This window comes from Roseateles sp. 22389 (assembly GCF_052044995.1).
Lineage (GTDB): Bacteria > Pseudomonadota > Gammaproteobacteria > Burkholderiales > Burkholderiaceae_C > Roseateles.
This window is the reverse complement of record NZ_JBQEOF010000003.1, coordinates 69,618-93,703: the sequence shown is the minus strand read 5'-3', so window position 1 is coordinate 93,703 and position 24,086 is coordinate 69,618. Positions and strand designations below refer to the sequence as shown.

Annotated in this window: 21 protein-coding genes and 1 pseudogene; 4 read left to right on the top strand and 18 right to left on the bottom strand. The window is 70.3% G+C overall.

What is annotated here, in order from left to right; genetic code table 11:
* Positions 1–12 precede the first annotated feature (12 nt).
* Positions 13–255, bottom strand: a complete 243-nt coding sequence (locus ACTJKJ_RS05430) for a hypothetical protein (RefSeq protein WP_091720554.1) — start codon at positions 253–255, stop codon at positions 13–15.
* Between the two features lie 6 nt (positions 256–261).
* Positions 262–1,176: a DUF808 domain-containing protein gene (locus tag ACTJKJ_RS05425; RefSeq protein WP_440819815.1), complete on the bottom strand. Its 915-nt coding sequence runs from the start codon at positions 1,174–1,176 to the stop codon at positions 262–264.
* A gap of 113 nt (positions 1,177–1,289) precedes the next feature.
* Between ACTJKJ_RS05425 and ACTJKJ_RS05420 the strand changes: the two genes are divergently transcribed.
* Together ACTJKJ_RS05420 and ACTJKJ_RS05415 are read left to right on the top strand one after the other, a co-directional pair.
* Positions 1,290–1,775: a thioredoxin family protein gene (locus tag ACTJKJ_RS05420; protein WP_091724904.1), complete on the top strand. Its 486-nt coding sequence runs from the start codon at positions 1,290–1,292 to the stop codon at positions 1,773–1,775.
* Between the two features lie 200 nt (positions 1,776–1,975).
* Positions 1,976–2,806: a transposase gene (locus tag ACTJKJ_RS05415; protein ID WP_440819814.1), complete on the top strand. Its 831-nt coding sequence runs from the start codon at positions 1,976–1,978 to the stop codon at positions 2,804–2,806.
* Positions 2,807–2,988: 182 nt separating this feature from the next.
* Here ACTJKJ_RS05415 and ACTJKJ_RS05410 read toward each other — a convergent pair whose 3' ends face one another.
* From ACTJKJ_RS05410 to ACTJKJ_RS05375, 8 genes and pseudogenes are all read right to left on the bottom strand, one after another.
* A complete protein-coding gene (locus ACTJKJ_RS05410; RefSeq protein ID WP_440819813.1) occupies positions 2,989–3,465 on the bottom strand; it encodes a hypothetical protein in 477 nt (158 codons plus the stop codon).
* 191 nt (positions 3,466–3,656) lie between these two features.
* Positions 3,657–5,030, bottom strand: coding sequence for a bifunctional UDP-N-acetylglucosamine diphosphorylase/glucosamine-1-phosphate N-acetyltransferase GlmU (gene glmU / locus ACTJKJ_RS05405; protein WP_440819812.1), 1,374 nt, complete (start codon positions 5,028–5,030; stop codon positions 3,657–3,659).
* 152 nt (positions 5,031–5,182) lie between these two features.
* The gene (locus ACTJKJ_RS05400) at positions 5,183–5,824 is read right to left on the bottom strand and encodes a DUF4136 domain-containing protein (protein WP_343602591.1); all 642 of its coding nucleotides are present in this window, start codon (positions 5,822–5,824) and stop codon (positions 5,183–5,185) included.
* Positions 5,825–6,261: 437 nt separating this feature from the next.
* Entirely contained in the window at positions 6,262–7,257 is a 996-nt protein-coding gene (ttcA, locus tag ACTJKJ_RS05395) for a tRNA 2-thiocytidine(32) synthetase TtcA (RefSeq protein WP_440819811.1), read from the bottom strand.
* A 106-nt stretch (positions 7,258–7,363) separates the two neighbouring features.
* Complete coding sequence (locus ACTJKJ_RS05390) at positions 7,364–7,732, bottom strand: dihydroneopterin aldolase (protein ID WP_254783363.1); 369 nt, start codon at positions 7,730–7,732, stop codon at positions 7,364–7,366.
* Between the two features lie 84 nt (positions 7,733–7,816).
* Positions 7,817–8,797, bottom strand: a pseudogene (locus ACTJKJ_RS05385) (NAD(P)/FAD-dependent oxidoreductase); the annotation flags it as partial.
* Between the two features lie 219 nt (positions 8,798–9,016).
* Positions 9,017–9,679 carry a LuxR C-terminal-related transcriptional regulator gene (locus ACTJKJ_RS05380; protein ID WP_297390103.1) on the bottom strand — a complete coding sequence of 221 codons (663 nt, stop codon included), beginning with the start codon at positions 9,677–9,679 and terminating at the stop codon, positions 9,017–9,019.
* A gap of 149 nt (positions 9,680–9,828) precedes the next feature.
* Positions 9,829–10,659: an APH(3') family aminoglycoside O-phosphotransferase gene (locus tag ACTJKJ_RS05375; RefSeq protein WP_440819810.1), complete on the bottom strand. Its 831-nt coding sequence runs from the start codon at positions 10,657–10,659 to the stop codon at positions 9,829–9,831.
* Between the two features lie 94 nt (positions 10,660–10,753).
* Between ACTJKJ_RS05375 and ACTJKJ_RS05370 the strand changes: the two genes are divergently transcribed.
* The gene (locus ACTJKJ_RS05370) at positions 10,754–11,251 is read left to right on the top strand and encodes an NUDIX hydrolase (protein ID WP_440819809.1); all 498 of its coding nucleotides are present in this window, start codon (positions 10,754–10,756) and stop codon (positions 11,249–11,251) included.
* A 51-nt stretch (positions 11,252–11,302) separates the two neighbouring features.
* On the opposite strand, the gene ACTJKJ_RS05365 is transcribed toward ACTJKJ_RS05370, so the two are convergent.
* The 6 genes from ACTJKJ_RS05365 to ACTJKJ_RS05340 all read right to left on the bottom strand — a co-directional run bounded on the left by ACTJKJ_RS05365 (position 11,303) and on the right by ACTJKJ_RS05340 (position 18,360).
* A complete protein-coding gene (locus tag ACTJKJ_RS05365) occupies positions 11,303–11,875 on the bottom strand; it encodes a hypothetical protein (RefSeq protein ID WP_440819808.1) in 573 nt (190 codons plus the stop codon).
* Positions 11,876–12,169: 294 nt separating this feature from the next.
* Complete coding sequence (locus tag ACTJKJ_RS05360; RefSeq protein ID WP_440819807.1) at positions 12,170–12,844, bottom strand: sulfite oxidase heme-binding subunit YedZ; 675 nt, start codon at positions 12,842–12,844, stop codon at positions 12,170–12,172.
* Between the two features lie 70 nt (positions 12,845–12,914).
* Entirely contained in the window at positions 12,915–13,907 is a 993-nt protein-coding gene (msrP, locus tag ACTJKJ_RS05355) for a protein-methionine-sulfoxide reductase catalytic subunit MsrP (RefSeq protein WP_091720610.1), read from the bottom strand.
* A 186-nt stretch (positions 13,908–14,093) separates the two neighbouring features.
* Positions 14,094–15,512 carry a c-type cytochrome biogenesis protein CcsB gene (gene ccsB, locus ACTJKJ_RS05350; RefSeq protein WP_440819806.1) on the bottom strand — a complete coding sequence of 473 codons (1,419 nt, stop codon included), beginning with the start codon at positions 15,510–15,512 and terminating at the stop codon, positions 14,094–14,096.
* Between the two features lies 1 nt (position 15,513).
* Positions 15,514–17,652 (bottom strand): cytochrome c biogenesis protein ResB, encoded by a 2,139-nt coding sequence (locus ACTJKJ_RS05345; protein ID WP_440819805.1) that lies wholly within the window; start codon positions 17,650–17,652, stop codon positions 15,514–15,516.
* Positions 17,653–17,778: 126 nt separating this feature from the next.
* Entirely contained in the window at positions 17,779–18,360 is a 582-nt protein-coding gene (locus tag ACTJKJ_RS05340; RefSeq protein ID WP_404932364.1) for a c-type cytochrome, read from the bottom strand.
* Between the two features lie 515 nt (positions 18,361–18,875).
* Between ACTJKJ_RS05340 and yihA the strand changes: the two genes are divergently transcribed.
* Positions 18,876–19,592: a ribosome biogenesis GTP-binding protein YihA/YsxC gene (yihA, locus tag ACTJKJ_RS05335; protein ID WP_440819967.1), complete on the top strand. Its 717-nt coding sequence runs from the start codon at positions 18,876–18,878 to the stop codon at positions 19,590–19,592.
* Here yihA and ACTJKJ_RS05330 read toward each other — a convergent pair.
* The gene (locus ACTJKJ_RS05330; protein WP_343602613.1) at positions 19,568–21,910 is read right to left on the bottom strand and encodes a patatin-like phospholipase family protein; all 2,343 of its coding nucleotides are present in this window, start codon (positions 21,908–21,910) and stop codon (positions 19,568–19,570) included. The two genes, yihA and ACTJKJ_RS05330, sit on opposite strands and share 25 nt — an antisense overlap.
* A gap of 97 nt (positions 21,911–22,007) precedes the next feature.
* Entirely contained in the window at positions 22,008–24,080 is a 2,073-nt protein-coding gene (locus tag ACTJKJ_RS05325) for a DUF1631 family protein (protein ID WP_440819804.1), read from the bottom strand.
* Between the last annotated feature and the right edge of the window lie 6 nt (positions 24,081–24,086).

Genomic DNA, 24,086 nt, shown 5'->3' with positions numbered 1-24,086 from the left:
GAGGGCCGGCGCTCAGCCGTGGCGGCCGTGACGGCTCTTGGGCTTGCGGCCGTCCATGTCGGTGAGCTGGGTCTTGAGCAGCGCCATCAGGACGCGGGCGTTGGCCTCGGTCATGACCAGCAGCGTGCTGGGTTCGATGCCCTCGACCGGTTCACGCTCCTTGACGAGGGCGTCCACCTTGAAGGTCACCAGGCCGCTGGTGCTGGAATTCGAGGCGGCCTTGAACTTCTGGACTTCGATGTGATGCGTCTTCATGGGGCGTCATTCTCGGCGATGGCGCAGGCGCTGGATACCGGTGACCACGGCCACGACGACGATGCCGGCCAGGATGCCGGCGATCGCATCGCCGAGCAGCTCGACGAGGGTGCGGGCGAAGCCGCTGGCGCCGAGCGCCTCCACGACATGCTGGATCGCGTGATGAAGGAAGGGCGCGCCGTGCGTCAGGATGCCGCCGCCGACCAGGAACATCGCGGCGGTGCCGGCCACCGACAGCGCCTTCATCAGCCACGGCGCCAGCCAGAGCAGCCCGCGGCCCAGCGCCTGCTGCCAGGCCGCGGCCTTGCGGCTGAGCCACAGGCCGGCGTCGTCCAGCTTGACGATGCCGGCGACCAGGCCGTACACGCCGATCGTCATCAGCAGGGCGATGCCGGAGAGCACCAGCACGCGCGTCATGAAGCTGGCCTCGGCCACCGTGCCCAGGGTGATGGCGATGATCTCGGCGGAGAGGATGAAGTCGGTCCGGATCGCGCCCTTGACCTTGTCCTTCTCCAGCGCGGCCAGGTCGATCGCCGGGTTCCTGGCGGCCTCGGCCAGCGCGGCCTCGTGGGCGTCGTCGTCGGCGGTGTGCAGCCACTTGTGGGCGAGCTTCTCGACGCCCTCGAAGCAGAGGTAGGCGCCGCCGATCATCAGCAGCGGCGTGACCAGCCAGGGCGCCCAGGCGCTGATGGCCAGCGCCGCCGGCACCAGGATGGCCTTGTTGATCAAGGAACCCTTGAAGACGCCCCAGACCACGGGCAGTTCCCGGTCGGCGCTGACGCCGGTGACCTGCTGCGCATTGAGCGCCAGGTCGTCGCCCAGGACGCCGGACGTCTTCTTGGCGGCCATCTTGGAAAGCAGGGCCACGTCGTCCAGGACCGTGGTGATGTCGTCGAGCAGTGCGAGCAGGCTGGAGGCCATGGCGGAGGTGTCCCGTTCCCTGAGGGTGATGATTTGTGCGAAGCCCGTCTTTGTACCCGAAGCCGGGCCTCAGCTTCGTCGCGGTCTTGCCGGTGGTGGCAAACTCCGACGCCATGAAACGCCGCACCGCCACCCAGCTCTTCGCCGCCGCGCTCGTCGCGGCGTCCGCCACCGCAGTCCACGCCGCCGACGCCGCTGCCGGCGGGCCGGGCCCGTACGACGAACAGGCCGACGCCCGCGCCGACATCAACACCGCCGTCGCCCGCGCCGCCAAGGAAGGCAAGCAGGTGCTGGTGGTCTACGGCGCCAACTGGTGCAAGGACTGCCTGGCGCTGAACAAGGGCTTCGGCCAGGGCCACCTGGGCGGCGCGGTTGACAAGCGCTTCGTCACGGTCAAGGTCAATGTCGGCCGCTTCGACAAGAACGTCGACCTCGCCAACCAGATGGGCGTGACGTTGAAGAAGGGCATCCCCACCGTCGCGGTGCTGGGCGCCGACGGCCAGGTGCTGGGCACGACCAAGGGCGGCGAGCTCGCCGATGCGCGCAACATGGGCGAGGACGCCGTGATGCGGGTGCTGGAGTCGCTGGGCAAGTCCTGAGCGCAGCCTTCGCGGGGCGCGGACCCATGCATAGGCAGGCATCCGGTTCCAGGCTTTGCTGTTGAGTCCTGACCCCCGATAGCGCTCTGGCTATCGACCGGGGACGCGGACCCCGCGATCAGGGGTCAAGTCTTGCGCCCGTGGTCGCGACAGCGGTCCGGGCGCTTGTCTTTTGTGCGGTCTTCGCCTAGTTATTGGGCATGGCCAGGCCGCTTCGCATCGAGTTCCCCGGCGCCGTTTATCACGTGGCGACGCGTGGTGATGCGTCCGTGTTCGCGGATGACGAGGACAGGCTGGCGATGCTGGGCCTGATCGAGCAGGCCGCCCAGCGCTTCGATGCCCAGGTGCTGGCCTACGGGCTGGGGCGCGAGCATTACGAGCTGCTGCTGTTCACGCGGCAGGCGAATCTGTCGCGATTGATGCGGCATCTCAATGGGGTGTATACGCAGGCGCACAACCGCCGGCATGGGCAGATCGGGCATGTGTTCCAGGGGCGCTTCAAGGCGGTGCTGGTGGATCGGGAGCATCTGCTGCTGGACGCCTGCCGGTATGTGGAGTTGATCGGGCGGCGCGCCGGGTTGGCGTCGTCGCCGGTGGCGTGGCGCTGGAGCAGCCTGCAGGCGCATGCGGGGCTGGTGGCGGCGCCGGAGTGGCTGGAGGTCGAGGGGCTGTGGACGAACGTGCTGGGGCGCGTGCCGCAGAACGCGGCGGATCGGCGCAAGGCGGCGCAGCGCTACCAGGCGATCGTGGAGTCGGAACCGGATCTGGATATCTGGGGGCAGTTGCGGCACCAGATCTTTCTCGGGGATGCCGCCTTCGTGCAGCGCACCGTGCGGCTGAGCGAGCATCCGCCTCGTACCCCACGCCCCAGGCGCTGGGGCGACTGGCTCAAAGCCTCCGCCAGCCGCGAAGAAGCCCTCTACCGCGCCCACACCGAAGGCGGCCAATCCATGACTGCCCTCGCCCGCGAACTCGGCTTGTCTGTATCCCGCGTCAGCCGCCTCATCTCCTGCCACGAACGGCAGCGCTAAAAGGCTGCCACTCGTCGTTGCAAATGCTCGCCATAGCCCCGCTATGGCTGCGCTTTGCGCCTAGATTGGCAGCCTTTTAGCGCTGCCGTGGCGGTTGCGAAAAGCCGTGGCGATTGCGAGAAGCCGCGGGGGGCGGAAAGCCACTGGCGGTTGCCGAAAGCCCGTGGTGGGGCGCGGCGGAGTCAGTGCAGCGCGTGGGCGGGCGCCGCAGGGCAGGCGGCGATCGACGCGTCGGATTCGGTGGCTTCGTGCCACGCGGCGGTCGTCAGATCACGGGCAGCGCTCAGCTGATGACAGAGTTCCGCCACGCCGAGACCATCGGCCTCGCCTTCCGGCAGCGGCATCGCCGAGACCTCGCTCGGCAAATCCGCCAGCGCACCCAACAGCTGGAACAGCAACTCCAGATCAGGCGCCGCATCCGGCGTCTGCTGCTGACGCGCCAATCCCAGGCTACGGCACAGGTAGAAGCAGGCATCCGCCGCCTGATCGCACATCGCGTGCGACATCGCCAGCTGCTCCAGCGCCTCGGCACGAGCCGCCTGCGCCGCCGGATCCTCGGAACCATCCGCCAACGCATCCAGCGCGGCAGACGCCGGCGGCACGACCGTCACGTCGTCATCCTGGGGCAGCAGCAGAGCAGCAGTTTTGGGGTTCGCCATAAGGATTCAGCTGGGAACAGCGGGTCAGCCGGTCAACGGAAAGGATCCTAGGGAAGCCGTGGCAAACGCGCCTCCCGCAGCTTGGGGGGAACGCCAACCCGGCAAACGCCGTGGATCTCAATCCCGTGAACTTGTCACACTTCGTGACACGAATGGCAGAGCTTACGCAGTTCCTGGCCTATTTGGGTGAATCACTTCACCTTCTTGGGGCGGGACCAGCCGGAAATCACGGTTTGTCGGCCGCGCGCCACAGCGAGGCCGCCCGGCTCGACGTCCTTGGTGATGGTGGAACCGCCACCGATGGTGGCGCCGTCGCCCAGGGTGACCGGGGCCACCAGCACGCAGTTGGAACCGACGTGCACGTCCGCGCCGATGGTGGTGCGGTGCTTGTTGGCACCGTCGTAGTTGGCGGTGATGCTGCCGGCGCCGTAGTTGACCCGCTCGCCCACCGTGGCATCGCCGAGGTAGGCCAGGTGATTGGCCTTGGCCCCCTTGGCCAGCGTGGAGTTCTTGACCTCGACGAAGTTGCCGATGTGGACCTCGGCGCCCAGCTTCGCACCGGGGCGCAGCCGTGCGAAGGGGCCGATGAGCGCGCCCTCGCCGACGCTGGCGCCAGCGGCCTCGCCGTCGATGTGGGTGAACTCATGGATGCGGGCGCCGGCGCCGATCGTGGCGTTGCGGATCACGCAGTTGGCGCCGATGCGCACGCCGTCGCCCAAGGTGACCTCGCCTTCGAAGACGCAGTTGACGTCGATCTCGACATCCTTGCCGCAGTGCAGCGTGCCGCGCAGGTCGAAGCGCGAAGGATCGGCCAGGCGCACGCCGGCAGTCATCAAGGCCTCGGCCTGCACGAGCTGGAAGCGGCGCTCCAGGTGCGCCAGCTGGGACGGGCTGTTGACGCCCAGGACCTCGGTCTCGTCCGCGGTCTTCACGCCGACCACCGGCACGCCCTCGGCCACCGCCATCGCGACGATGTCGGTCAGGTAGTACTCGCCCTGCGCGTTCTTGTTGTCGAGCTGGCCGACCCAGCGCTTCAGCGCCTCGGTCGGCGCGGCCATGATGCCGGTGTAGCACTCGCGGAGGCGGCGCTGCTCGTCGCTGGCGTCCTTGTGCTCGACGATGGCCTGGACCTGCTCGCCATCGCGCACGATGCGGCCGTAGCCGGTGGGATCGGCGTATTCGATGGTCAGCAGTACCAGCCGCTCGCCGCCGCAGGCCTCGACCAGGGCACGCGTCGTGGCGGTGCTGATGAGCGGGGTGTCGCCGCTGAGGATGAGCGTGCTGCCGCCGGCCGTGAGCGCCGGGACGGCCTGCTGGATCGCATGGCCGGTGCCCAGCTGCGGCTCCTGACGCACGAAGCGCACGCCTTCGCCGCCGATGGCCGCCTCGACCTGGTCGGCACCGTGGCCGGTGATGACGATGCGCGCGTCCGCCTGCAGGGACGCGGTGTTGGCCAGCACGTGTCGCAGCAACGCGCGGCCGGCCAGCTTGTGGAGCACCTTGGGCAGGCTGGACTTCATGCGGGTGCCCTTGCCCGCGGCCATGACGACGATGTTCAGCGACATAAGAAAAATCGCGGTTCCCTGTTGGAGAGACCGCGATTATCGGGGGCGCCCGCGACGCCCCCGAGGCCGGCGCCGTGACCGGTTGTCGCCGTTTGTTGGCACCGGCGGCGGGCGCCGTGCGTGGCGCCCGCCGTGGTCCGGCGCCTGCAGGCTTACTTGGAAGGCGTCAGCTGCACGCTCACGCGGTGCGGCTCGGGGCGGGTGGCCGGGAAGTCGGCCATCGAGGCCTCGAACAGCGCGCCGAACAGCTCCTTGCCGCCCTCGGTGAAGCCGTCACTGGAGGCGCGGGCCTCGTACAGCGGCTCGTTGGACTTGCGGTCGCGCAGCAGCATGGCGACTTCGCGGTCGTAGCGGCGCTCCATCATCGGGTCCATCGGGTAGGCGTAACCCCAGCGGCTGTAGTACGGCCGCCAGGCGGGGCCGTAGCGCCAGCCCCAGTAGCTGCCGTTCCAGCGCCACCACAGCGGGTCGTCCCACGGCGCGGTGGCGGTGCGGGTGACGCGGGCGCCGAGCGACACCAGCACGTCCGCCGCCTTCGGATCGCTGGCCTCGGTGAAGCCGGCCTTCAGCAGCGCGCCCCGGGCGGCGTCCTCGAGCGTCGCCTGGCCCGCGGCGTCGCGTTGCTGCGAGGGCAGCCGCTCGAAGGCGAAGGTGCCCGCCTGCCGGGCAGCGGGCCAGGAGCCGAAGCTCTGGGCATCGGCCGAAACGGAATTGAGCGAGGCACACGCGGTGAGCGACAGCACGGCTGCCGCGCCGAGGCTCGCCAGGGCCAGTCGACGATTCAAGGTGAACATGGAGACCTCCAGGTCAAATGCCGCTGACAGTCATCAGCCGGGGCAGTTGCCGCGCCCGGTGACGCCAGTACGCGGCGTGACGGTGCAACGATTGTGGCCTCGCGCGGTTGACCCGTGTGTGGGAGCCGCGTGACGGCACGGTCAATGCGGGGTATCTCTTCGTATGGAAGCACGAAGCCGGCGTGCGGCATGACTGCTACGGTCGCTGGCCCTCACCCCAACCCTCTCCCGCAAGCGGGAGAGGGAGCAAGAAGAGCCCTCCCGCTCGGACGTGGCGAGGAACGAGGGATGAAGGATGAAGGATGAGGGGGGCGGGATGAAGGACGGGGGCGGGGGACGAGGGATGCCGGTATTGCTCCCTCTCCCGCTTGCGGGAGAGGGTGGGGGTGAGGGCAGCCCTCTCACGCATGAACCGTCGCTACGCTGGCGATGGTTACTCAATCGTCCGCCGCCGAATAGGCCTCGCCCGCATCGTCCAGCGGTGCCGGGACTTGCCCGGGGCGAACCAGCTTGACCACCCCGGTGGCCGGCGCCGGCGTGCCGCACTGCTCATCCTCATCGAACGCGATGTCCCCGTCGGCGACCGGCGCCCCGGTGGCCTTGATCGTCTGGAACGGGAACAGCTCGCGATCCATCATGTGCGAGGTCACGATGTTCCCCATCGCGGTGAACATGTTGTCGACGCGCCCCGGGAAGCGGCGGTCCCAGTCCTGCAGCATCGCCTTCACCGTCGCGCGCTGGAGGTTGGGCTGGCTGCCGCACAGGTTGCACGGAATGATCGGGAACTCGCGGTGCTCGGCCCAGCGCTCCAGGTCCGATTCCTTCACATACGCCAGCGGCCGGATGACGACGTTCTTCCCGTCGTCGCTGACCAGCTTGGGCGGCATGCCCTTCATCCGGCTGCCGAAGAACATGTTCAGCATCAGCGTGGTGACGATGTCGTCGCGGTGGTGGCCGAGCGCGATCTTGGTCGCGCCGAGCTCGCCGGCGACCCGATACAGGATGCCGCGGCGCAGCCGCGAGCACAGCGAGCAGGTCGTCTTGCCCTCCGGCACCAGGCGCTTGACGATGGAGTAGGTGTCCTGCTCCTCGATGTGGAAATCGACGCCGCGCGACTTCAGGTAGGCGGGCAGCACGTCCTCCGGGAAGCCGGGCTGCTTCTGGTCGAGGTTGACGGCGACGATGTCGAACTTGATCGGCGCGCGGTCGCGCAGGTTGATCAGGATGTCCAGCAGCGAGTAGCTGTCCTTGCCGCCGGACACGCAGACCATGACCTTGTCGCCGTCCTCGATCATGTTGAAGTCGGCGATCGCCTGGCCCACCTGGCGATGCAGGCGCTTGCTGAGCTTGTTCATCTCATGCGCGTGCTTCTTGGCCGCGGCGTCCGCGGCGGCCAAGTCGAGACCTTCAATGGTGGTGGTCGAGTCGGTCATGTTCTGTCCTCAATGTATTCATCAAGCGGCGCCCGCGGAGCCGGCTCTGCCGGGCCGCCAAGCCCGCCCCCTTGAGGGGGCGCGCGTCAGCGCGTAGGGGGTGGGGTTACCAGGTGCCGCATTCGGCGGAGATCGCCACCTGGCAGTCGGGGAAGATTTCGAGCTTGGTCACCTTGATGCGCACGCCCACCACGCCCGGCAGCTTCATCAGCCGGACGCTGAGCTTGCCCAGCAGGGCCTCGAGCAGGTCGGTGTGTTCGGCGGTGCACTCGTCGATGATGATCGCGCGCACGCGGCGGTAGTCCAGCACGTGGCCGATGTCGGCATCGCGCGAGACGATGGTCTGGGCGCCGAGGTTCACTTCGGCGTCGACCTGGATCGGTTGCGGGCCCTCGCGCTCGAAGTCGAGCACGCCGAGGTTGGCGCCGAAGCGCAGCCCGTTGATGTGGATGACCTGGCGGTTGTTGCGCCGCAGCGCGGGCGGCGGCTGCGACTCGCGCAGCGGGCGCAGGAAGGCCTCGATCTGCTTGGCGGCGACGACGCCGTCGCCCAGCGCGGTCTGCACGCAGGGATGCTGCCGGCCGCTGGCGTCGCCGGCCACGAACAGGCCCAGCACGCCGAAGCGCGGCTCGTCGCGGAAGGGCTGCGACGGCGCCGTGACGCCGGCCCGCTGCAGCGCATCGGCGACCTTGAGCCAGGCGGAGGGCTCGGGCTCGTAACCGAGCAGCACCGCGACATGGTCGAACGCTTCCTCGCCGTGCGCCTTGGAGGTGACGGCCACCCCTTCGGCCGAGGCGGTGACCGCGGTCGGCAAGGCTTGAGCGGGACGGCGGCGCAGGCCGGGCAGGCTGTCCAGCTGCTGGACCAGGTGGCTTTGCGCGCGCCACTCGGAGCGCGACCAGAGCGTGACCGCATGGCCGCGACCGGCGAGGTACAGCGCGTTCTCGACGGCGTTGTCGCCGCCGCCCAGCAGCAGCACCTTGCCGGGCGGCAGGCGGTCGCGTACCGCCGTCAGCTCGATCGCGTCGAGCACCCGGTCGTGGCGGTCGCTGGCGGGGTACAGCGGCGCCGGATGGCGCGGCGTCAGGCCGGTGGCGAGCAGCAGCGCGCGGGCGCGCAGCGGGCGCAGGCCGGCCGCGTCGCGTGCGCCGGGTGCGTCGGCGGCATCCGGCGCGTTGACGGCGAAGGCCGGGCCGCCGTCGAAGTAGAGCGTCCAGCCCTGTTCCGCCTGCCAATCGAGGTGGTGGATCGTCTGGTCCGTCAGCGCGTGCACGCCGGACTGGGCAGCGACATGGGCCGCGTAGCGCTCGCCCAGCTCGGCCAGCGACTCGCCGGGCGCGCCGAGCAACCAGTCCTGGCGGTACTCGAGCGGGCGCAGGCTGTCGCACAGGCGCGGGGCGCGCTCGATCAGCGCGACGCTCAGGCCCAGCTGGGTCAGCCAGCTGGCGGCGCTGCAACCGGCCGGACCGCCACCGACGATGGCGGCATCGACGAGCGCGGGCAGGCTGGCGGGCAGGCGGTCGGGCGAGTTCTGGGACATGGGCGGGCGTGGCGTCGGCCGGCGGGGCGCCGGCGCAGGGAGGCCGGTCAGCCCGGCCCGGGCCCGGCGAGGCGGCGTCCGCCATCCCGAGCAAACCGGGGATTATCCCGGATGGGCGCCGGAAACCGCCATCGGGGGCCTTCCGCGGACGCGACGGGGCGCCAGCCGGTGACGCGTGTCACGGCCGACCGGGTCGGATCTCCCGAACGGCCCGCGCGCTCAGAGCACCGCGCTGTCGGCCGTGAGCAGGCCGCGCTCCCGCGCGATCGTGGCCGCCTGGGTGCGGGTGGCGGCGGCGAGCTTGCCCAGGATGCCCTTCATGTGGGTCTTCACCGTGCCGGCCGAGATGTCCAGCGCCAGCGCGATCGCCTTGTTGCTCTTGCCGTCGGCGACCAGGCGCAGCACCTGGCGCTCGCGGCCGGTGAGGCGGCAGCGCGTCATGCTGTCGGCGACGCGCCGGGCGGCGAGCGCGCTCAGGTAACGCGAGCCGCGCGCCAGGTGCCGCACGCCGGCCACCAGTTCCTGCGACGCGCAGCCCAGCTCGACATACCCGTCCACGCCGGCCTCCAGCGCGCTGCGCACGTCCTGTTCGCGGTCGTGGGCGGTGAGGACCATCACCCGCGGCGCGGATGTCTCGCCCGAGCCGGTCGCGCGGTCGGCGTCGTCGCTGGCGCGCAGGGCGGCCAGCGCCATGGCGCGGGCGTAGTCGGCGATGACGACGTCGGTCCGTCGGCCCGCGCGCGCGACGCCGGGCAGCTCGATGCGGTCGTCGAGGACGTCGATGTCCCCCTCGCGCGACAGCAGGCTGGCCAGGCCGGCGGCGACGACGGGGTCGGAATGGGCGACCCGCACCTGGATGCGGGCGAAGGCGGCATGGAACACGGCGGGCGTCCTTTCTACTCGGTCCTGCGGGCCGCGCGCCGAGCGTCGACCCCGGGCGCAAGGGTAGGAGCGCGACGCGGCCGCCGACATCCTGCGTTGGTATAGGTCGGCTCAGCCGGAGGCAGGGGCGGCGACGGCGCGCCGCGGCCTCAGAAGCACTCGTCCAGCAGCAGATGGAACTCGAGCTTGCGCGCGTCCGGCGTGGCGAGGCCGTAGGCCGAGAAGAAGACCTCGCCCAGCGACGGACCGAACTCATCGAGGCAGTTGGCCAGGATCGCGAGGTCGCGATAGCGGTCGGCGATGCCGGCGCGACCGACGTCGATCACGCCGGCCACCTCGCCCTCGGCGCTCATCAGGAGGTTGTCGAGCGAGAAGTCGCCGTGGCTGACGACGCGGTCTTCCTCCAGCGGCAGCAGCTCGCCGAGCGCGCGCCACACCTGCTCGGGCGCCCAGCCCTGGCGCGCGTCGTCGAAGTCGTCGGCGTCGATCAACCCGGCCTCAAGCCGCTGGCGGGCGAGGTCCAGTTGCAGGCGGTGGCTCGCGTTGAGCGGGCAGGTTTCCACCGGCAGCGCATGCAGGCGGCGCAGGCAGCGCCCGATCGACGCGACGATCGCCGGCGCGCGATCGGGCGCCGCTTCGAGCCATTCGTAGGCGGTGCGGCCGGGCAGGGCCTGCGTCAGCAGCCAGGCGGTCCCGCCGGTCGCCTCGAAATGCGCGACCGCCGGCACGGGCCAGCGCCCGCTGAGCCAGCGCAGCCGGGCGAACTCATCAACGATGGCCGCGGCGGCTTCCCCATCGCCGTGCTTCAGGTAGAGATCGGGCGAGCCCTCGCGCCGCAGCCGATGCACGAGGGCGCCGGCCTCGCCGACCAGATTGCGGTGCCACTCGCGGCCGGCAAGCGCCCCGGCCAGCGACGGTGGCAGCGAAGGCGCGGAAGCGGGAATCTCACGGAGGTCGTCGGTCTTGGCGTCGTCGGTCATGTCGCGTGAAGGAGAGGCGATCGCGCGAGTATCGGCGTGTGGCACGCACAGGCCGGAGGACACGGTAGGCGCGCTGCGCAGAGAATCGCCGCCCATGACCGCTCCGACAGCCCCGACCGATTCGACCGTTCCGCCGGCCTCGATGCGACGCCGCCCTTCGGCGCGACTGCTCGTCCTCGATCCTGAGGGCCATGTGCTGCTCTTCCGCTTCGTGCACAAGACTGGCCCGATGGCGGGTCAGGACTTCTGGGCGACGCCGGGCGGCGGCGTCGAGGATGGCGAAAGTTTCGCCGAGGCCGCGATCCGCGAGCTGCGCGAGGAGACGGGGATCGTCGTGCGCGAGATCGGCCCGGCGATCGCATCGCGCGACTTCGAACTGCTGCTGCCCGACGGCGAACGCGTGTGGGCGCAGGAGCGCTTCTTCGTCGTGCGCGTCGCCGATCGGCGGCTGTCTCGCGAGGGCTGGACGACGCTGGAGCAGGAGGTGATGGCGGACCACCGCTGGTGGTCGCCTGCGGAGCTCGCGTCCACCCCCGCGACGGTGTGGCCGGAGCGTCTGGCCGACCTGCTGCGGACGGTCGGCAGTCCCTGAGCGAAGCGGCGCAGCGCGACGGGGCGCCGAGGTCGCCCGCCCGAGTCGACCTCAGCGTCGATCCAGGCAACTGCGGTTGTACTGGTCCTGCAGCGTGTGCAGCAGCTCTTTCTGGCGGGCATCCATCGTCGCGACGGCCGCACGGCGATCAGCGATGACCGAGCGCATCTGGTCGCATTGCTGCGCGGTCTTGCCGCGTTCATCCTCGGCCTTGCGCTCTTCCTGCCGGCGATCGCGGTACTGGCGCTCGCGTTCGTTCCGTTCCTCCGACACGCGCTCCTGCGCGCGGCGGCGCTGAACCTCGCACTTGGTCTCGAAATCGTTCTGCACGCTCCGCAGCGTGTCTCCGCGCAGGCCGCGCTGATACGCGGTGCGCGACGCCTCCTCCAACTGGGCGCAGTCCGGCGGTAGATGGACGGCGTACTCAGGCGCCCTCGGAGCGGCGGTCGTGTTCAGCGAGGAGGTTCTGGGCGGTGGGGGCTGGTAGCGCGACGGCCCCACACCCCCGACGGTCGGTGCGATGGGCGCGGCGGTCTGGCCGCAGGGCCGGTCCGCGTACTGCACCGAGCCATCCGGCGCGGTGCATCGATAGGTCGCGGCTTGTGCTCCCGCGGCCGCCAGCATCAGCAGCCCTGCGGCTCCCCATTTCTCCCATCCCATCGCGCGCACCGTCCATCCACTGTTTTCGGAATCGCGCGATTCTGTCCGAGTTGTGACGAAACCTTGCGGGGCGCTGTCCGCCTTCCCCCATCCTGGGGTGGGCGCGCGACGCAAACGCAACGCGTGGCGGCCAACTCCTCGAGTTCAGCGGCATGAGCGAGCGGCGCTCGCCTGCAAGGCCGCTCAATCGGTGGGCGGCGGCGTGGCGGTGTGGGGTGGTGTGGCGGCGAGCACGTCGCCTGTCGCCCGCGGGCTCTGTCAACGGCGCAGCCGCCGCCACGCCCGCCATCCCAGCAGCACCGCCAGGATCGAGCCGTAGACCAGCGGCTCGGCGAAGTTGTTCTTGCCGGCGCGCATCCAGATGAAGTGCATCAGCCCGACGATCGCGATCGCGTACACCAGCTTGTGCAGCGCCTGCCAGCGCGGCGCGCCCAGTGCCTTGATCGCGCGGTTGAACGAGGTCGCCGCCAGCGGCACCAGCAGCAGCCAGGCGGTGAAGCCCATCAGGATGAAGGGCCGCTTGGCGATGTCGCGCAGGATGTCGGCCAGGTCCAGCCCCTTGTCCAACCAGCCGTAGGCCAGCAGGTGCAGGCTGGCGTAGAAGAAGGCGAACAGGCCCAGCATCCGGCGGAAGCGCGCCAGCGCCGGCTGGTTCGTCCAGGTGCGCAGCGGCGTCACCGCCAGCGTGATCCACAGCAGGCGCAGTGCCCAGTCGCCCAGGCCTCGGATCAGTGTCTCGGCCGGGTTCGCGCCCAGCCGTTCGGTGAAGGCGCCGAACACGTACCAGGCCAGCGGCAGCAGGCACAGCAGGAAGAGCACGACCTTGGCCGCCGGATGCAGCAGCGGATGACGCTTCGCCGGCGCGCGGCGCGCGGCAGCCGGCGCCGTCGCGGAGGTGGACGTGGCAGCGGTGGAAGGGGGAACGGAGGTCATCGGTGGATGCAATGGCGATGGCCGGCGGCGGCGTCCGGTGGTCGTGGCGGGGCCGGGCGGCGCGCCGCGCTCAGAAGTTCTTCTTCAGGTCCATGCCGGCGTACAGCTGCCCGACCTGCGCCTCGTAGCCGTTGAACATCAGCGTCGGGCGGCGCTTGGCGAAGAGACCGTCCTCGCCGATGCGGCGCTCGGTGGCCTGGCTCCAGCGCGGGTGGTCGACCGTCGGGTTGACGTTGGAATAGAAGCCGTATTCCTGCTGCGCCGCCTTGGTCCAGCTGCTCACCGGCTGCTTCTCGACGAAGCGGATCTTGACGATGGACTTGGCCGACTTGAAGCCGTACTTCCAGGGCACCACCAGCCGCAGCGGCGCGCCGTTCTGGTTGGGCAGCACCTCGCCGTACAGGCCGAAGGCCATCAGCGTCAGCGGATGCATCGCCTCGTCGATGCGCAGGCCCTCGACGTAGGGCCAGTCCAGCACGCCCGAGCGCACGCCCGGCATCTGCGCCTTGTCGGCCAGCGTCGTGAACTCGACGTACCTGGCCTTGCCGGTCGGCTCCGCCTTCTTCAGCAGCTCCGACAGCGAGTACCCCACCCACGGGATCACCATCGACCAGCCCTCGACGCAGCGCAGCCGGTAGACGCGCTCCTCCATCGGGGCGACCTTGAGCAGGTCCTCCAGGCCGAAGCGGCCCGGCTTGGCGCATTCGCCCTCGATGACCACGGACCAGGGCCGCGGCTTCAGCGTGTGGGCGTTCTCCGCCGGGTCCGACTTGTCGGTGCCGAACTCATAGAAGTTGTTGTAGGACGTGACATCCTTGTAGGCGGTCAGCTTCTCCATGACGGTGGCGCCCGCGACGGCGCTCTTCGCGCCGGGCAGCTTCGCCAGCTTGCCCGGGCCCGCCGTCTGGGCCTGGACGCCTGCGGACAGGCCGCTCAGGCCGATCCCGGTCAGGCCCAGCGCGCCCGCCGTCTTCAGCCAGTCGCGGCGGGCGTCGTGGACCTCGCGGGGCGTGATCTCGGAAGCGGGGATGCGCTGGCCGTCGCGTGGCTTGTGGAAATGCATGGCAGACCTTCGGGGGAGGGAAGCCTCGCACCTTACGCCGCCCGCCGCCGGATTTCATGAGATCGCGCTTAAGTCCCCTCGTTCAGGACCCGGAGGGGACCCGGCGCGTGGCGCGGCCTACCTCGAAAGAAGGAGGGCGGCGTGGACTCCTCGCCCGACGCCGCCCTCGATCGTGCCCGTGCCGCCTTACAGCGTGCCGTAGGAATGCAGGCCCGACAGGAACATGTTGACGCCCAGGAAGGCGAAGGTCGTGACCAGCAGGCCGATCAGCGCCCACCAGGCGCTCACCACGCCGCGCAGGCCCTTCATCAGCCGCATGTGCAGCCAAGCCGCGTAGTTCAGCCAGACGATCAGCGCCCAGGTTTCCTTCGGGTCCCAGCTCCAGTAGCCGCCCCAGGCCTCGGCGGCCCAGAAGGCGCCCAGGATGGTCGCGATCGTGAAGAAGGCGAAGCCCAGCGCGATCGCCTTGTAGGCCAGGTCGTCCAGCGTCGACAGCGCCGGCAGCCGCGCCGTCAGCGGGCCGCGCAGCGCGACGCTCGCCGCCAGGAACACCGCCACGCCGGCCATCTTGCCGGCCCAGCCGTTCAGGCCGGCGGCCAGCTCCGGCGACACGTTCGCGCCGAAGCGGAAGGCCAGCAGCACCGCCACCAGCCCCACCGGCACGCCGATCAGGCCGATCACCAGCGCGCGCGGCGTCGCGGTCTTGAGCAGCGTCGCCAGCGCCACCATCGCCGCCATCGCGAAGCTGCCGTAGCCGATGAAGTTCGCCGGCACATGGATCTTCATCCACCAGCTCTGCAGCGCGGGCACCAGCGGCTGGATCTCATGCGCCTCGCGCGCCACCGTGTACCAGAGCAGGAAACCGACCGCCGCGCTGACCACCAGCATCACGTAGGCGCCCAGCGCGCGCGTGGCGAAGCGCTGCTCGTAGTACAGGTACATCAGCGTCGTCAGCCAGGTGAAGAGCACGAAGACCTCGTAGAGGTTGCTCACCGGGATGTGGCCGATGTCGGGCGCGATCTGGTGGCTTTCGAACCAGCGCACCATCGTGCCGATCAGCGCCATGCCCACCGCGCCCCAGGCCAGCCGGGTGCCGATCGCCTCGGCCGCGCTGTGGCCGCCGGCCTTCTGGAAGAAGCCCAGCCAGTAGAAGAGGGTGCTCATCCAGACCAGCACGCTCATCCACAGGATCGCGCTCTGGCTGGACAGCATGTACTTCAGGAAGAAGACCTTGTCGGCCGCGGCCAGGTCGGCGCCGAAGTCGTCGGTCTGTCTCAGGTAGAGCTGGATCGCGAACAGGCTGGCCGCGCCGACGATCAGGCACAGCGGCCGCAGCGGCCGCCAGAACCAGCCCAGCGCGATCAGCGCTGGCGCCGCGCCGGCCAGGATGCCCTTCTCGTAGACGTCCATCGACGCGTGATAGCGGCTGAACGCGAAGCCCGCGCCGACCAGCACCAGCGCCGCGAAGATCCAGTCGAACGCATTGCGGCCGTGGAAGTAGCCGCGCCGACCGATCACCAGCGAGCGCTGCGGCGTGGCCTCGTGCGCGCCCGGCAGCTGCGAGGGCAGGGCCGATGACTCGGCGGGGGAGTAGGTGCTGTTCATGTCAGGCCTCCTCATGCAGCAGCCGCTGCTTGAGCGCTTGGAATTCGACGGGCAGGTCGGGCGAATCGCGGTTGCTGGACAGGGCCATGCGGACCCGGGTCTGTTCGCTGCGTCCCGGCGCGGCCTCGAGCCACAGCCACAGCCGCCGCTCCTTGACGTAGAGCATCGCAAACACGCCGACGATCAGCAACACGGCGCCCAGATAGACCAGGGTCTGTCCAGGGGCGCGGGTCACCTGGAACACGCTGGCCTGGACCTGCTGGAAGTCGTCCAGCTGCATCAGGACCGGCGCGGGATAGAACATCGCATCCGACAGCGACAGCACCGCCTGCGTCATGAAGGCCTGCGTCGCGTCGCCGGGCGTCGGCTTGGGACGGCCCAGCTGCTCCTCGGCCTGCTTGTGCAGCTCGAACAGGCTGCCGTTGAGGATGCGCAGCAGCACCTCGGACACGCGGGCGCGCTCGGGCTCGGGCACCTCGCGTTCGATGAACTGCGACAGCGCCGGCAGGCCGCCCAGCGCCGCGCCCTGCGCGGGCGCATCGGCCTTCAGGCCTTCGGCCCCGGCGAACAGGGTCAGCGTGCGCAGCGCCGTGGCCTCGAGCTGCGCCTGCATCGCCGGCTTGTCGGGCGGGCTGGCGCCCAGCGCGTACTGCCGCGCCGCGAGCAGCCGCTGCGCCGGATCGGCCAGCACGCGGCGCAGCGCCAGCCAGCTTTCCATGCTGTCCTTGCTGTCCACCGGCACGCGCAGGTAGCGGAAGTTGTCGGCCAGCGTGTCGCGCACGCCGAGCAGGTAGACCCGGTGGCCCTCCAGCTCCAGCGGCAGCATGTAGTTGTTGTACTCGCGCGCCTGGCCGCTGGCGTCGCGCAGCTTGTAGCTGAAGGACGGGCCGACGTTGCGCAGCGTCTTGCGGTCGCTGACGTTCGCGCCCGAGCCCAGGTGCTGCTCGAGCCGGCCCACCAGGTCGACCTTGCGCACGTCGGTGCCGGCCTGGTCCTTGCCGTCGTTGGCGAAGTTCTCGACGTTGATGACGCGCAGCCCGGTGAACTCCAGGCCGTAGGACTCGCCGTCCACCGTCAGCGTCGTGGTGCCGTTGACCTTGGCGTCCAGCGGCGTGTCGTGCGGCGACTGCAGCGAGCGCAGCTTGAGCTTCATGCCCGAGCCGCCGTCCTCGAAGCTGCTCTGGTAGAGCGTGACGCCGCGGTAGGTGACCGGCTCGTTGACCTTGACGGTCGCCTTCGTCGACGACCCGTCGCGGCGGTCGTGGATGACGATGTCGCTCGCGAACAGCTTGGGCATGCCGGTCGCGTAGTACTCGACGATGAATTTCTTCAGCTCGACGTCGAAGGGCAGATCCTGCACCACCACGCCGGTGGGCATGGACAGCAGCGCGGTCGACGAGCGGCTGCCCTCGGGCACGAACAGGTTGCCGCGGAAGCTGGGGTTGGAGGTGCCCAGCCGGTTGACCGCCGTCATCTGGTTCAGGTCGGCGCCCTGGTAGATCTGCTTGCCCTGCGCCCACATGATCGCGCGCACGATCAGGTTGCCGTCGAGCAGCCCGCCCAGGCAGATCAGCACGATGGCCGAGTGCGCCGCCAGGTAGCCGATCTTGTGCGCTGCGCCCTTGCGCGCGCCGATCATCACGCCGCCGGTGCGCACCTGCGCGCGCGCCTTCCAGCCCTCGGCCGCCAGCCAGGCGTTGATCTGGCCCAGCGCCGCTTCCGGATTCATGTGCAGGTAGCCCAGCGCCTTGAGCTTGAAGGCCTGGATCGACTGCTCCCGCATCGTCTCCTTGTAGGTCTTCAGGTCGCGCAGGATCCTGGGCGTGTGCCGCGCGATGCACAGGCTGGTCGACACGACCAGGAAGCCCAGCATCAGCAGGAACCACCAGGCGCTGTAGACGGTGTAGAGGTCGAGCTTGCCGAACAGCTCCGACCAGAACGGCCCGAACTGGTTGACGTAGTTCGTCATCGGCTGCTGCTGCTGCACCACCGTGCCGATCACGGAGGCGATGCAGATCACCGTCAGCAGCGCGATCGCGAAACGCATCGACGCCAGCAGCTCCATCGCGTCGTCGAGCGCGACACGGGCCGCCACCTGGGCGGCGGGCCGGGGGGGACGGTCGGGGGACTTCTCGGTCATGGCCGGCATTCTCGTTGCCCGGAACGACGAATCGGGCGAGGGCCGGCAAAAACGAAGGCCGGTGATCGGATCACCGGCCTCGTTCGTCGGCACCTGCCCCGAACGGGGCGTGGCGGAGACGGCCGCTCAGCGCAGCCCGGCGATGTAGTCGGAGACCGCCTTGATCTCGCGGTCGCTCATCTTCGCGGCGATGGCCAGCATCTGTGGGCTGTTGGGCCGGCCGCCAGCGCGGAACGCGGTCAGCTGGGCCTCGGTGTAGTCGCTGTGCTGGCCGCCCAGGCGCGGGTACTGCGCGGGGATGCCGGCGCCGTTGGGGCTGTGACAGCCGGCGCAGGCGGGCACCTGCTTGTCGGCGATGCCGCCGCGGTAGATCTTCTCGCCCAGGGCGATCAGTTCCTTGTTCTTCGCGAAGCCGGGCTTGGCGCCCTTGCTGGCGTAGAAGGCCGAGACGTTGCGGATGTCGGCATCCGACAGCGGCGCGGCCATGCCCGACATCACCGCGTTCTTGCGCTTGCCCGACTTGAACTCGTGCAGCTGCTTGGCCAGGTAGTCGGCATGCTGGCCGGCGATGATGGGATTGGCGGGACTGCCGCGGGAGCCGTCCGCCGTGTGGCAGGCGGCGCAGACTTGAGAGCTGATGGCCTGGCCCTTGGTCAGATCGGGCTTGGTGGCTGCTTGCGGTTCGGCGGCGTTGGCGGCGCCGGACATCAAAACCATACTCGACAACAAGAAAGCGGCAGTCTTCATGAATTGTTGAGGGTTGGGTGAGCGCAACCGTGGGATCTTACAATGGCACCTCTTTTGAGCCCCGCAGCGCGATGACCGATTCCAACAAGAAACCCGCTCCCGCGGCCCCAGGGAAACCCGCAGGCCGTGGTGCGGGACGCGCAGTGGGCCCGAAGAAGAAGCCCGGTCCGGGCAAGACCGGCCAGCGTGCCGCCGCCAAGGCGCGTGCCAAGGCCAACGAGAAGCTCAAGGCGCAAGGCCTGCCCCCGCCGGTCAAGCCGGCCAGCACCGAACCGCTGACGGCCGGCAAGCGCGCGCTGGCGTGGACGCACACCGCGCGCTTCCTGACGACCGCCAGCCAGCTCAAGCATCTGCCCGTCAACGGCGTGCTGCCCGCCGAGGCCCAGGCCCGCGCCGAGGCCGCGGGCGCCGACGAGTTCGACGAATTCCTGGACGACGCCGACGTCGGCGCGCCCGAAGGCGACGCCGGCTCCGCGCTGGCGAGCGAGGGCGAGGCGCTCGCGCACGACCTGGCCCCGCGCCAGCTGCCGGAGATCGCCTTCGTCGGCCGCTCCAACGCCGGCAAGTCGACGGCGGTCAACACGCTGGCGCAGCAGAAGCGCCTGGCCTTCGCGTCCAAGACGCCGGGCCGCACCCAGCACATCAACCTGTTCGCGGTGGGCCCGCGCGACGCGCCGGACGCGCTGTTCGCCGACCTGCCGGGCTACGGCTACGCCGCGGTCGCCCGCGACGCCAAGCTGCGCTGGCAGCGCGTCATGGCCGACTACCTCAGCGAGCGCGAATCGCTGTCGGGCGTGGTGCTGATGGTCGATTCGCGGCTGGGCCTGACCGACCTCGACAAGCAGCTGCTGGAGTTCGTCTCCGACCGCGTCACCGCCGGCGAGGTCAGCCTGCTGATCGTGCTGACCAAGGCCGACAAGCTCAACCGCAAGGAAGGCGCCGCCGTCCTGGCGCAGGTCGAGAAGGACATCGGCGTGCTGGCCACCGAGGACGCGGACATCGGCATCACGCTGTTCTCGGCGCTCAGCAAGCAGGGCCTGGAGGACGTGGCCGAGGTGCTCTACGACTGGGCCCACCGCGAGCCGGTGCTGCGATCGGACGATGAGGACGCCGATGCCGATGCCGACCCCGATGAGGACGCCGACGCCGACGCCGACGCCGAGCCCGATCAGGGCCGGCCGATGAACACGTAGAGCGCGGTGCCGCCGCGCGGCGCGTAGCCGATGCCCACGTACAACGGACCCAGCCCCGTGTCCGAGCCGAGGAACACGCTGCTCGCGTAGCGCAGGTCCTTGATGTTGATGTCGCGGCGCGACAGCCAGGTGTTGCCGGCCTCGAGCGTGCCGCCGACGAAGAAGCCGCGGGACAGGAAGGGCTGGTCGTTCAGTCGCCGGTAGTAGGTCGCCCGCGTGAACAGCAGCGAGTTGCCGCTGAGCTGGTTGGGGTTGTAGCCCGACAGCTGATGGAAGCCGCCCAGCGTGTAGCCGCCCAGGCCGGTGTCGTCCGGCTGCTGCGATCCGACCGCCCGCGCGTACAGGCTGACGGTGTGGCCGCCGAAGCTGCGCACCATGTTGCCGTCCATGTTCAGGCGCAGGAAACGGCCGCTGCTGAGGTTGCGGTTGTCCTGGCGGCCGCCCTGGGCCTCGACGGTGAAGCGGTAGCCGTGCTGCGGGAAGTTGGCGTAATCGAGCTGGTCGACGACGGTGCGCAGGCGGAAGCCGCGCTCGTAGCTGGTCCAGCGCAGCTTGCCCATCGCGGGCGTGGCGACGGTGATCAGGTCGGGCTTGGCATGGCGGACCTGGCTGATCACGCCCAGCCGCACCTCGCCCCAGCGGCCCCAGGGCTGGCCGACGTCCAGTCCCAGCGTGCCGTCGCGCCGCACCAGCCGCGCCTGGCCCAGGCTGGCGTTGTCGGGGTCGTTGTCGTCATAGACGATCTGCTTGCGCTGGTTGGCCTCGGCCCAGGCGCTGACGAACCAGTCGTCCGCCACGCCGAGCTTGAGCCCGAGCGGGTGGTAGAGCTCGGTGTAGAGCCGCGGCGTCTCGCCAATGGTGATCTGGTTGCGCCACTCGGTGCCCTTGCTGGTCAGCCAGTGGCGGTTGTGGCTCAGCCGCAGGTTGAAGAAGCTGTCGCCGCCCGAGTCGGTGGACAGGTCCATGCCGACGCGGAAGTAGTTCGGCCCCCAGGGCTTGTCCTCCATGTTGAAGACCAGCGTCTCGCCGTCGGCGCGTTGCTCGACGTGATAGTCGACGCGGTTGTAGTCGCCGCTGGAGGAGAGGAAGCGCATGTCGCGCTCGGCCGTCTCGTTGTTGAAGACCTGGCCGGGCTTCGATTCGAGCTGGCTGCGGAAGCGCTCCGGATTGGTGTTGTCCGAGCCCTCCAGCTTGACCGCCGCGAGCACGACGGCCGGCGGTTTCAGCCCGATGCGCGCGAACTGCCAGTCGGCATAGGTCTTGTCGTCGACGGCATAGGCGCGCAGCTGCGGCAGCAGCGCCTGGGCCGCCTCCTCGCCAGCGCGGATGAAGTCGCGCGCCTTGTCGAAGTCGCCCGAGGTCAGCTTGCCCAGCTGCGGCGTGATGAGCAGGTCCTCGCCGGCGGACATGCTGGCGATCGAGCGCTGCACGTTCTGCTCGGTCAGGATGTTGATCATCTGCGCCGTCAGGCCGATCAGCGAGTTCAGCGTCTCGCGCCCACCCACCGGCGTGCCGACGTTGACGGCGATCAGCCGCGTCGCGCCCATCTCGCGCGCCACGTCCACCGGCAGGTTGTTGACCAGGCCGCCGTCGCCGAGGATGCGGTCTTCCCACTCGACCGGCGCGAACACGCCGGGCACGCTCATGCTGGAGCGCAGCGCCAGCGCCAGGTCGCCCTCGGCCAGGATGCGCTCCTGGCCGTTCTCCATGTCGGTGGCGACGGCGCGGAAGGGCGTCGGCAGGCGGTCGAACTGGCGCACGTTGCGCACCGGCAGCGTCAGCCGGCGCAGCAGCGCCTCCAGGCCACGGCTGGAGAGGGTGCCGGTGGGCACGCGCACCTCGCCGTCGCGCAGGCCGAATTCGATCGTCGCGGAGAACTCGAAGTCCTCCTCCTTGCGGCGCTGCGACAGGTCCTGCCGATCGACGCGGCTGGCGAAGAGCCGGTCCCAGGCGATCCTCGACAGCTCGCGATCCAGGTCCTCGGCGGACATGCCGCTCGCGTAGAGCCCGCCGATGATGGCGCCCATCGAGGTGCCGGTGACGATGTCGACGGGGATGTGCTCGCGCTCGAGCACCTTCAGCACGCCGACGTGGGCCAGCCCGCGCGCGCCGCCGCCGGACAGCACCAGCGCCAGCTTGGGCCGCTGCGCCTGGTCGGCGGCGGGCGTCGGCACCGGGCCGGGGGACGGGTTGGGCGGCACGGTCTGAGCCAGCACCGCGGGCGCGGTCAGCGCGGCGGCCAGCACGGCCGCCAGCATCAGGGCGGGCAGGCCGGAGGCACCGGCGAGGCGGAAAACGGCTCGGGAATCGCGGAACACGGCGGGCATCGACGGACAGGGGACGGAACGCCCGCGGCAAGCGCGCGAGGCGGGCGCATTGTGACCCGAACCGGCCCCGGCGGCGGCCGCGTGTCCGTCAGCGATCGTCGCCGTCTGCGGGCGCGCGGTCCAGGTCCAGCATCAGCGTGCCGATCGCGCGCTGCAGCAGCGGCGCATCCTCGAGCTGCGTGATCAGCCCGGCGGCCACCAGTTGCTCGAGCGCGCCGCGCGTCACCGAGTGGCGCTCCTCCGGCGCCTGGCCGATGAACAGGAACATCTGGCGGCTGTCGCTGATCCAGGCGATCTGCGCGGTGATCCATTCGCTCCGGTGGAACAGGTGGTACCAGCCGCCGATGTGCACGCCGGCGATCCAGTCCTGCAGCGCGGCCTGCGCGTGCGGCGAATGTTCCTCGCTGTAGAGCGCCACCGGCACGGTCGGCAGCTGGCCGCGGTCGACCCGCTCGTAGGCCCAGCGCGAGGGCAGCTGCGATTCGCGCTCGTCCAGCAGCTGCTGCAGCAGCTCCTCCGGCGTCTGGGCGGGGCGGCGGGGCGCAGGCGCCGCCGGCGCCGCTTCCTCGACCGCCGGCAGGCCGCGCAGCACGCGGCCATGCTGGCGCATCAGCTCGTCGAGGAAGGTCTGGCGCTGCATCGGCGGCAGCGCGATCGAGTCCATGCCGCGTTCCAGCGCCCGGACCAGGTCCGGCAACTGGCTGCGCAGCCGCTGGCGCGCGGCCTCGTCCGGCTGCGGGGACACGCTGTGCAGCAGCGCGTCGACCAGCTCGATGGAGGTCTGCGCCTCCACCGCGTCGCGGCCGTGCTGGACCATCGCATGCGCGATGACCTCGACCCAGGGGCCGAGCAGGAAACGCCGCATCAGCTTGCCGGCCTGCGCGTCGTCGAGCTGGTGCTCCAGCTGGTCGCGCAGCATCCGCTGCCACTCCTGCCGGCGCTGCTCGCGATCCAGCCGCTCCAGCGCCACCGCGCTGCGCTGGCCGCGGGCCTCGGCCTGGGCGCGGATGTGGCCGTCGACCTCGGTCAGCGCCTGCTGGAACTGCAGCGCCGAGGGATGGGCGCTGTCCAGCAGCGGCTGGATCACGCGCTCCAGGAATTGCAGGAAGGCCTTCAGGTCGACATCGTCCGGCCGCTGGAAACCCGCGCCATGCGCGGCGATGCGGTTCAGCAGCTGCCAGGTCGGATGGTCCTGGCGCCGCAGCAGCGTCGCGTCGGCGCGAGACAGCCGCACGATCGCGACCTGCAGCCGGCCCATCAGCACCTTCAGCGGCGGTTGCAGGCTGTCGTCGGCCAGGATCTGGTCGTACAGGCGCGACAGCAGGTCGGTGCCCGGCGCGCCGGTGCCGGGGCCAAGCTTGGGCGGCGGAGCGGCCGGCGCGGCGCCGGCGGGGCCGGGGTGTGCCATCGCCGGGGTCAGCTCGGCGGCGCGGGTGTTCATCAGGTCCAGCTTCAGCGCGACCTGGTCCAGCGTCGCGTTCTGCGTCGGCGTCTCGGTGATGCTCTTGAACTGGCGCCGCCGCAGGTCCGATTCCTTCGGCGCGGCGCCGTGGCTGGTGAGCATGCCGCTCAGCTGCGCCTGCCGCAGGCCCTGGCACAGCGAGGCGTAGATCGGCTGCAGCTTCAGCGCCAGCGGCAGCGCGGCCATGCGCATCAGCGCATAACGGCCTTCGGCATCGAGGTCCACGCCCTCGATCGCGCGGGACAGCGCCTGCGCGAATAGCGCGGCTCGCAGCGGGTTGTCGTTCTTCAGCGGCCGGGCGATGCCGCGCAGCGCCGCGAAGAAATTGCCGAGCTGGTGGAGCTCGGCGCGCGACTGGTCCTCGATGGCGGTGATCACGTGCGCGATCGCGACGTCCTTCAGCGCCTGGCCCTCGTCGACCAGGCTCAGCGACAGCTCCCCGCGACCCGCCGCCTGGCGCTCGCGCTGCAGCGGATCGCCGCCTTCGCGCGCCAGGCTCAGCAGGCGACCCAGCGAGCCTTCGAGGTCGGACGCGAAGTGGGCGCGCCGCTTGGACCATCCGGCCAGCAACTGGTGGTGCTCCAGCCGGCTCTTGAGCTCGTCCTGCAAGCCGTTGTAGACCGCATGCGACAGCGCGGGCACGTGGGCGAGGGTCTCGTCGACCAGGCTTTGAAGGGAAGGCGAAGCGGCGTGGGCCATCGTTTG

What these genes read in the sequence shown, in the direction of transcription:
- ACTJKJ_RS05430 (WP_091720554.1), bottom strand. Translation starts at nt 255, where the DNA reads ATGAAGACGCATCACATCGAAGTCCAGAAGTTCAAGGCCGCCTCGAAT.
- ACTJKJ_RS05425 (WP_440819815.1), bottom strand. Translation starts at nt 1,176, where the DNA reads ATGGCCTCCAGCCTGCTCGCACTGCTCGACGACATCACCACGGTCCTG.
- ACTJKJ_RS05420 (WP_091724904.1), top strand. Translation starts at nt 1,290, where the DNA reads ATGAAACGCCGCACCGCCACCCAGCTCTTCGCCGCCGCGCTCGTCGCG.
- ACTJKJ_RS05415 (WP_440819814.1), top strand. Translation starts at nt 1,976, where the DNA reads ATGGCCAGGCCGCTTCGCATCGAGTTCCCCGGCGCCGTTTATCACGTG.
- ACTJKJ_RS05410 (WP_440819813.1), bottom strand. Translation starts at nt 3,465, where the DNA reads ATGGCGAACCCCAAAACTGCTGCTCTGCTGCTGCCCCAGGATGACGAC.
- glmU (WP_440819812.1), bottom strand. Translation starts at nt 5,030, where the DNA reads ATGTCGCTGAACATCGTCGTCATGGCCGCGGGCAAGGGCACCCGCATG.
- ACTJKJ_RS05400 (WP_343602591.1), bottom strand. Translation starts at nt 5,824, where the DNA reads ATGTTCACCTTGAATCGTCGACTGGCCCTGGCGAGCCTCGGCGCGGCA.
- ttcA (WP_440819811.1), bottom strand. Translation starts at nt 7,257, where the DNA reads ATGACCGACTCGACCACCACCATTGAAGGTCTCGACTTGGCCGCCGCG.
- ACTJKJ_RS05375 (WP_440819810.1), bottom strand. Translation starts at nt 10,659, where the DNA reads ATGACCGACGACGCCAAGACCGACGACCTCCGTGAGATTCCCGCTTCC.
- ACTJKJ_RS05370 (WP_440819809.1), top strand. Translation starts at nt 10,754, where the DNA reads ATGACCGCTCCGACAGCCCCGACCGATTCGACCGTTCCGCCGGCCTCG.
- ACTJKJ_RS05365 (WP_440819808.1), bottom strand. Translation starts at nt 11,875, where the DNA reads ATGCTGGCGGCCGCGGGAGCACAAGCCGCGACCTATCGATGCACCGCG.
- ACTJKJ_RS05360 (WP_440819807.1), bottom strand. Translation starts at nt 12,844, where the DNA reads ATGACCTCCGTTCCCCCTTCCACCGCTGCCACGTCCACCTCCGCGACG.
- msrP (WP_091720610.1), bottom strand. Translation starts at nt 13,907, where the DNA reads ATGCATTTCCACAAGCCACGCGACGGCCAGCGCATCCCCGCTTCCGAG.
- ccsB (WP_440819806.1), bottom strand. Translation starts at nt 15,512, where the DNA reads ATGAACAGCACCTACTCCCCCGCCGAGTCATCGGCCCTGCCCTCGCAG.
- ACTJKJ_RS05345 (WP_440819805.1), bottom strand. Translation starts at nt 17,652, where the DNA reads ATGACCGAGAAGTCCCCCGACCGTCCCCCCCGGCCCGCCGCCCAGGTG.
- ACTJKJ_RS05340 (WP_404932364.1), bottom strand. Translation starts at nt 18,360, where the DNA reads ATGTCCGGCGCCGCCAACGCCGCCGAACCGCAAGCAGCCACCAAGCCC.
- ACTJKJ_RS05325 (WP_440819804.1), bottom strand. Translation starts at nt 24,080, where the DNA reads ATGGCCCACGCCGCTTCGCCTTCCCTTCAAAGCCTGGTCGACGAGACC.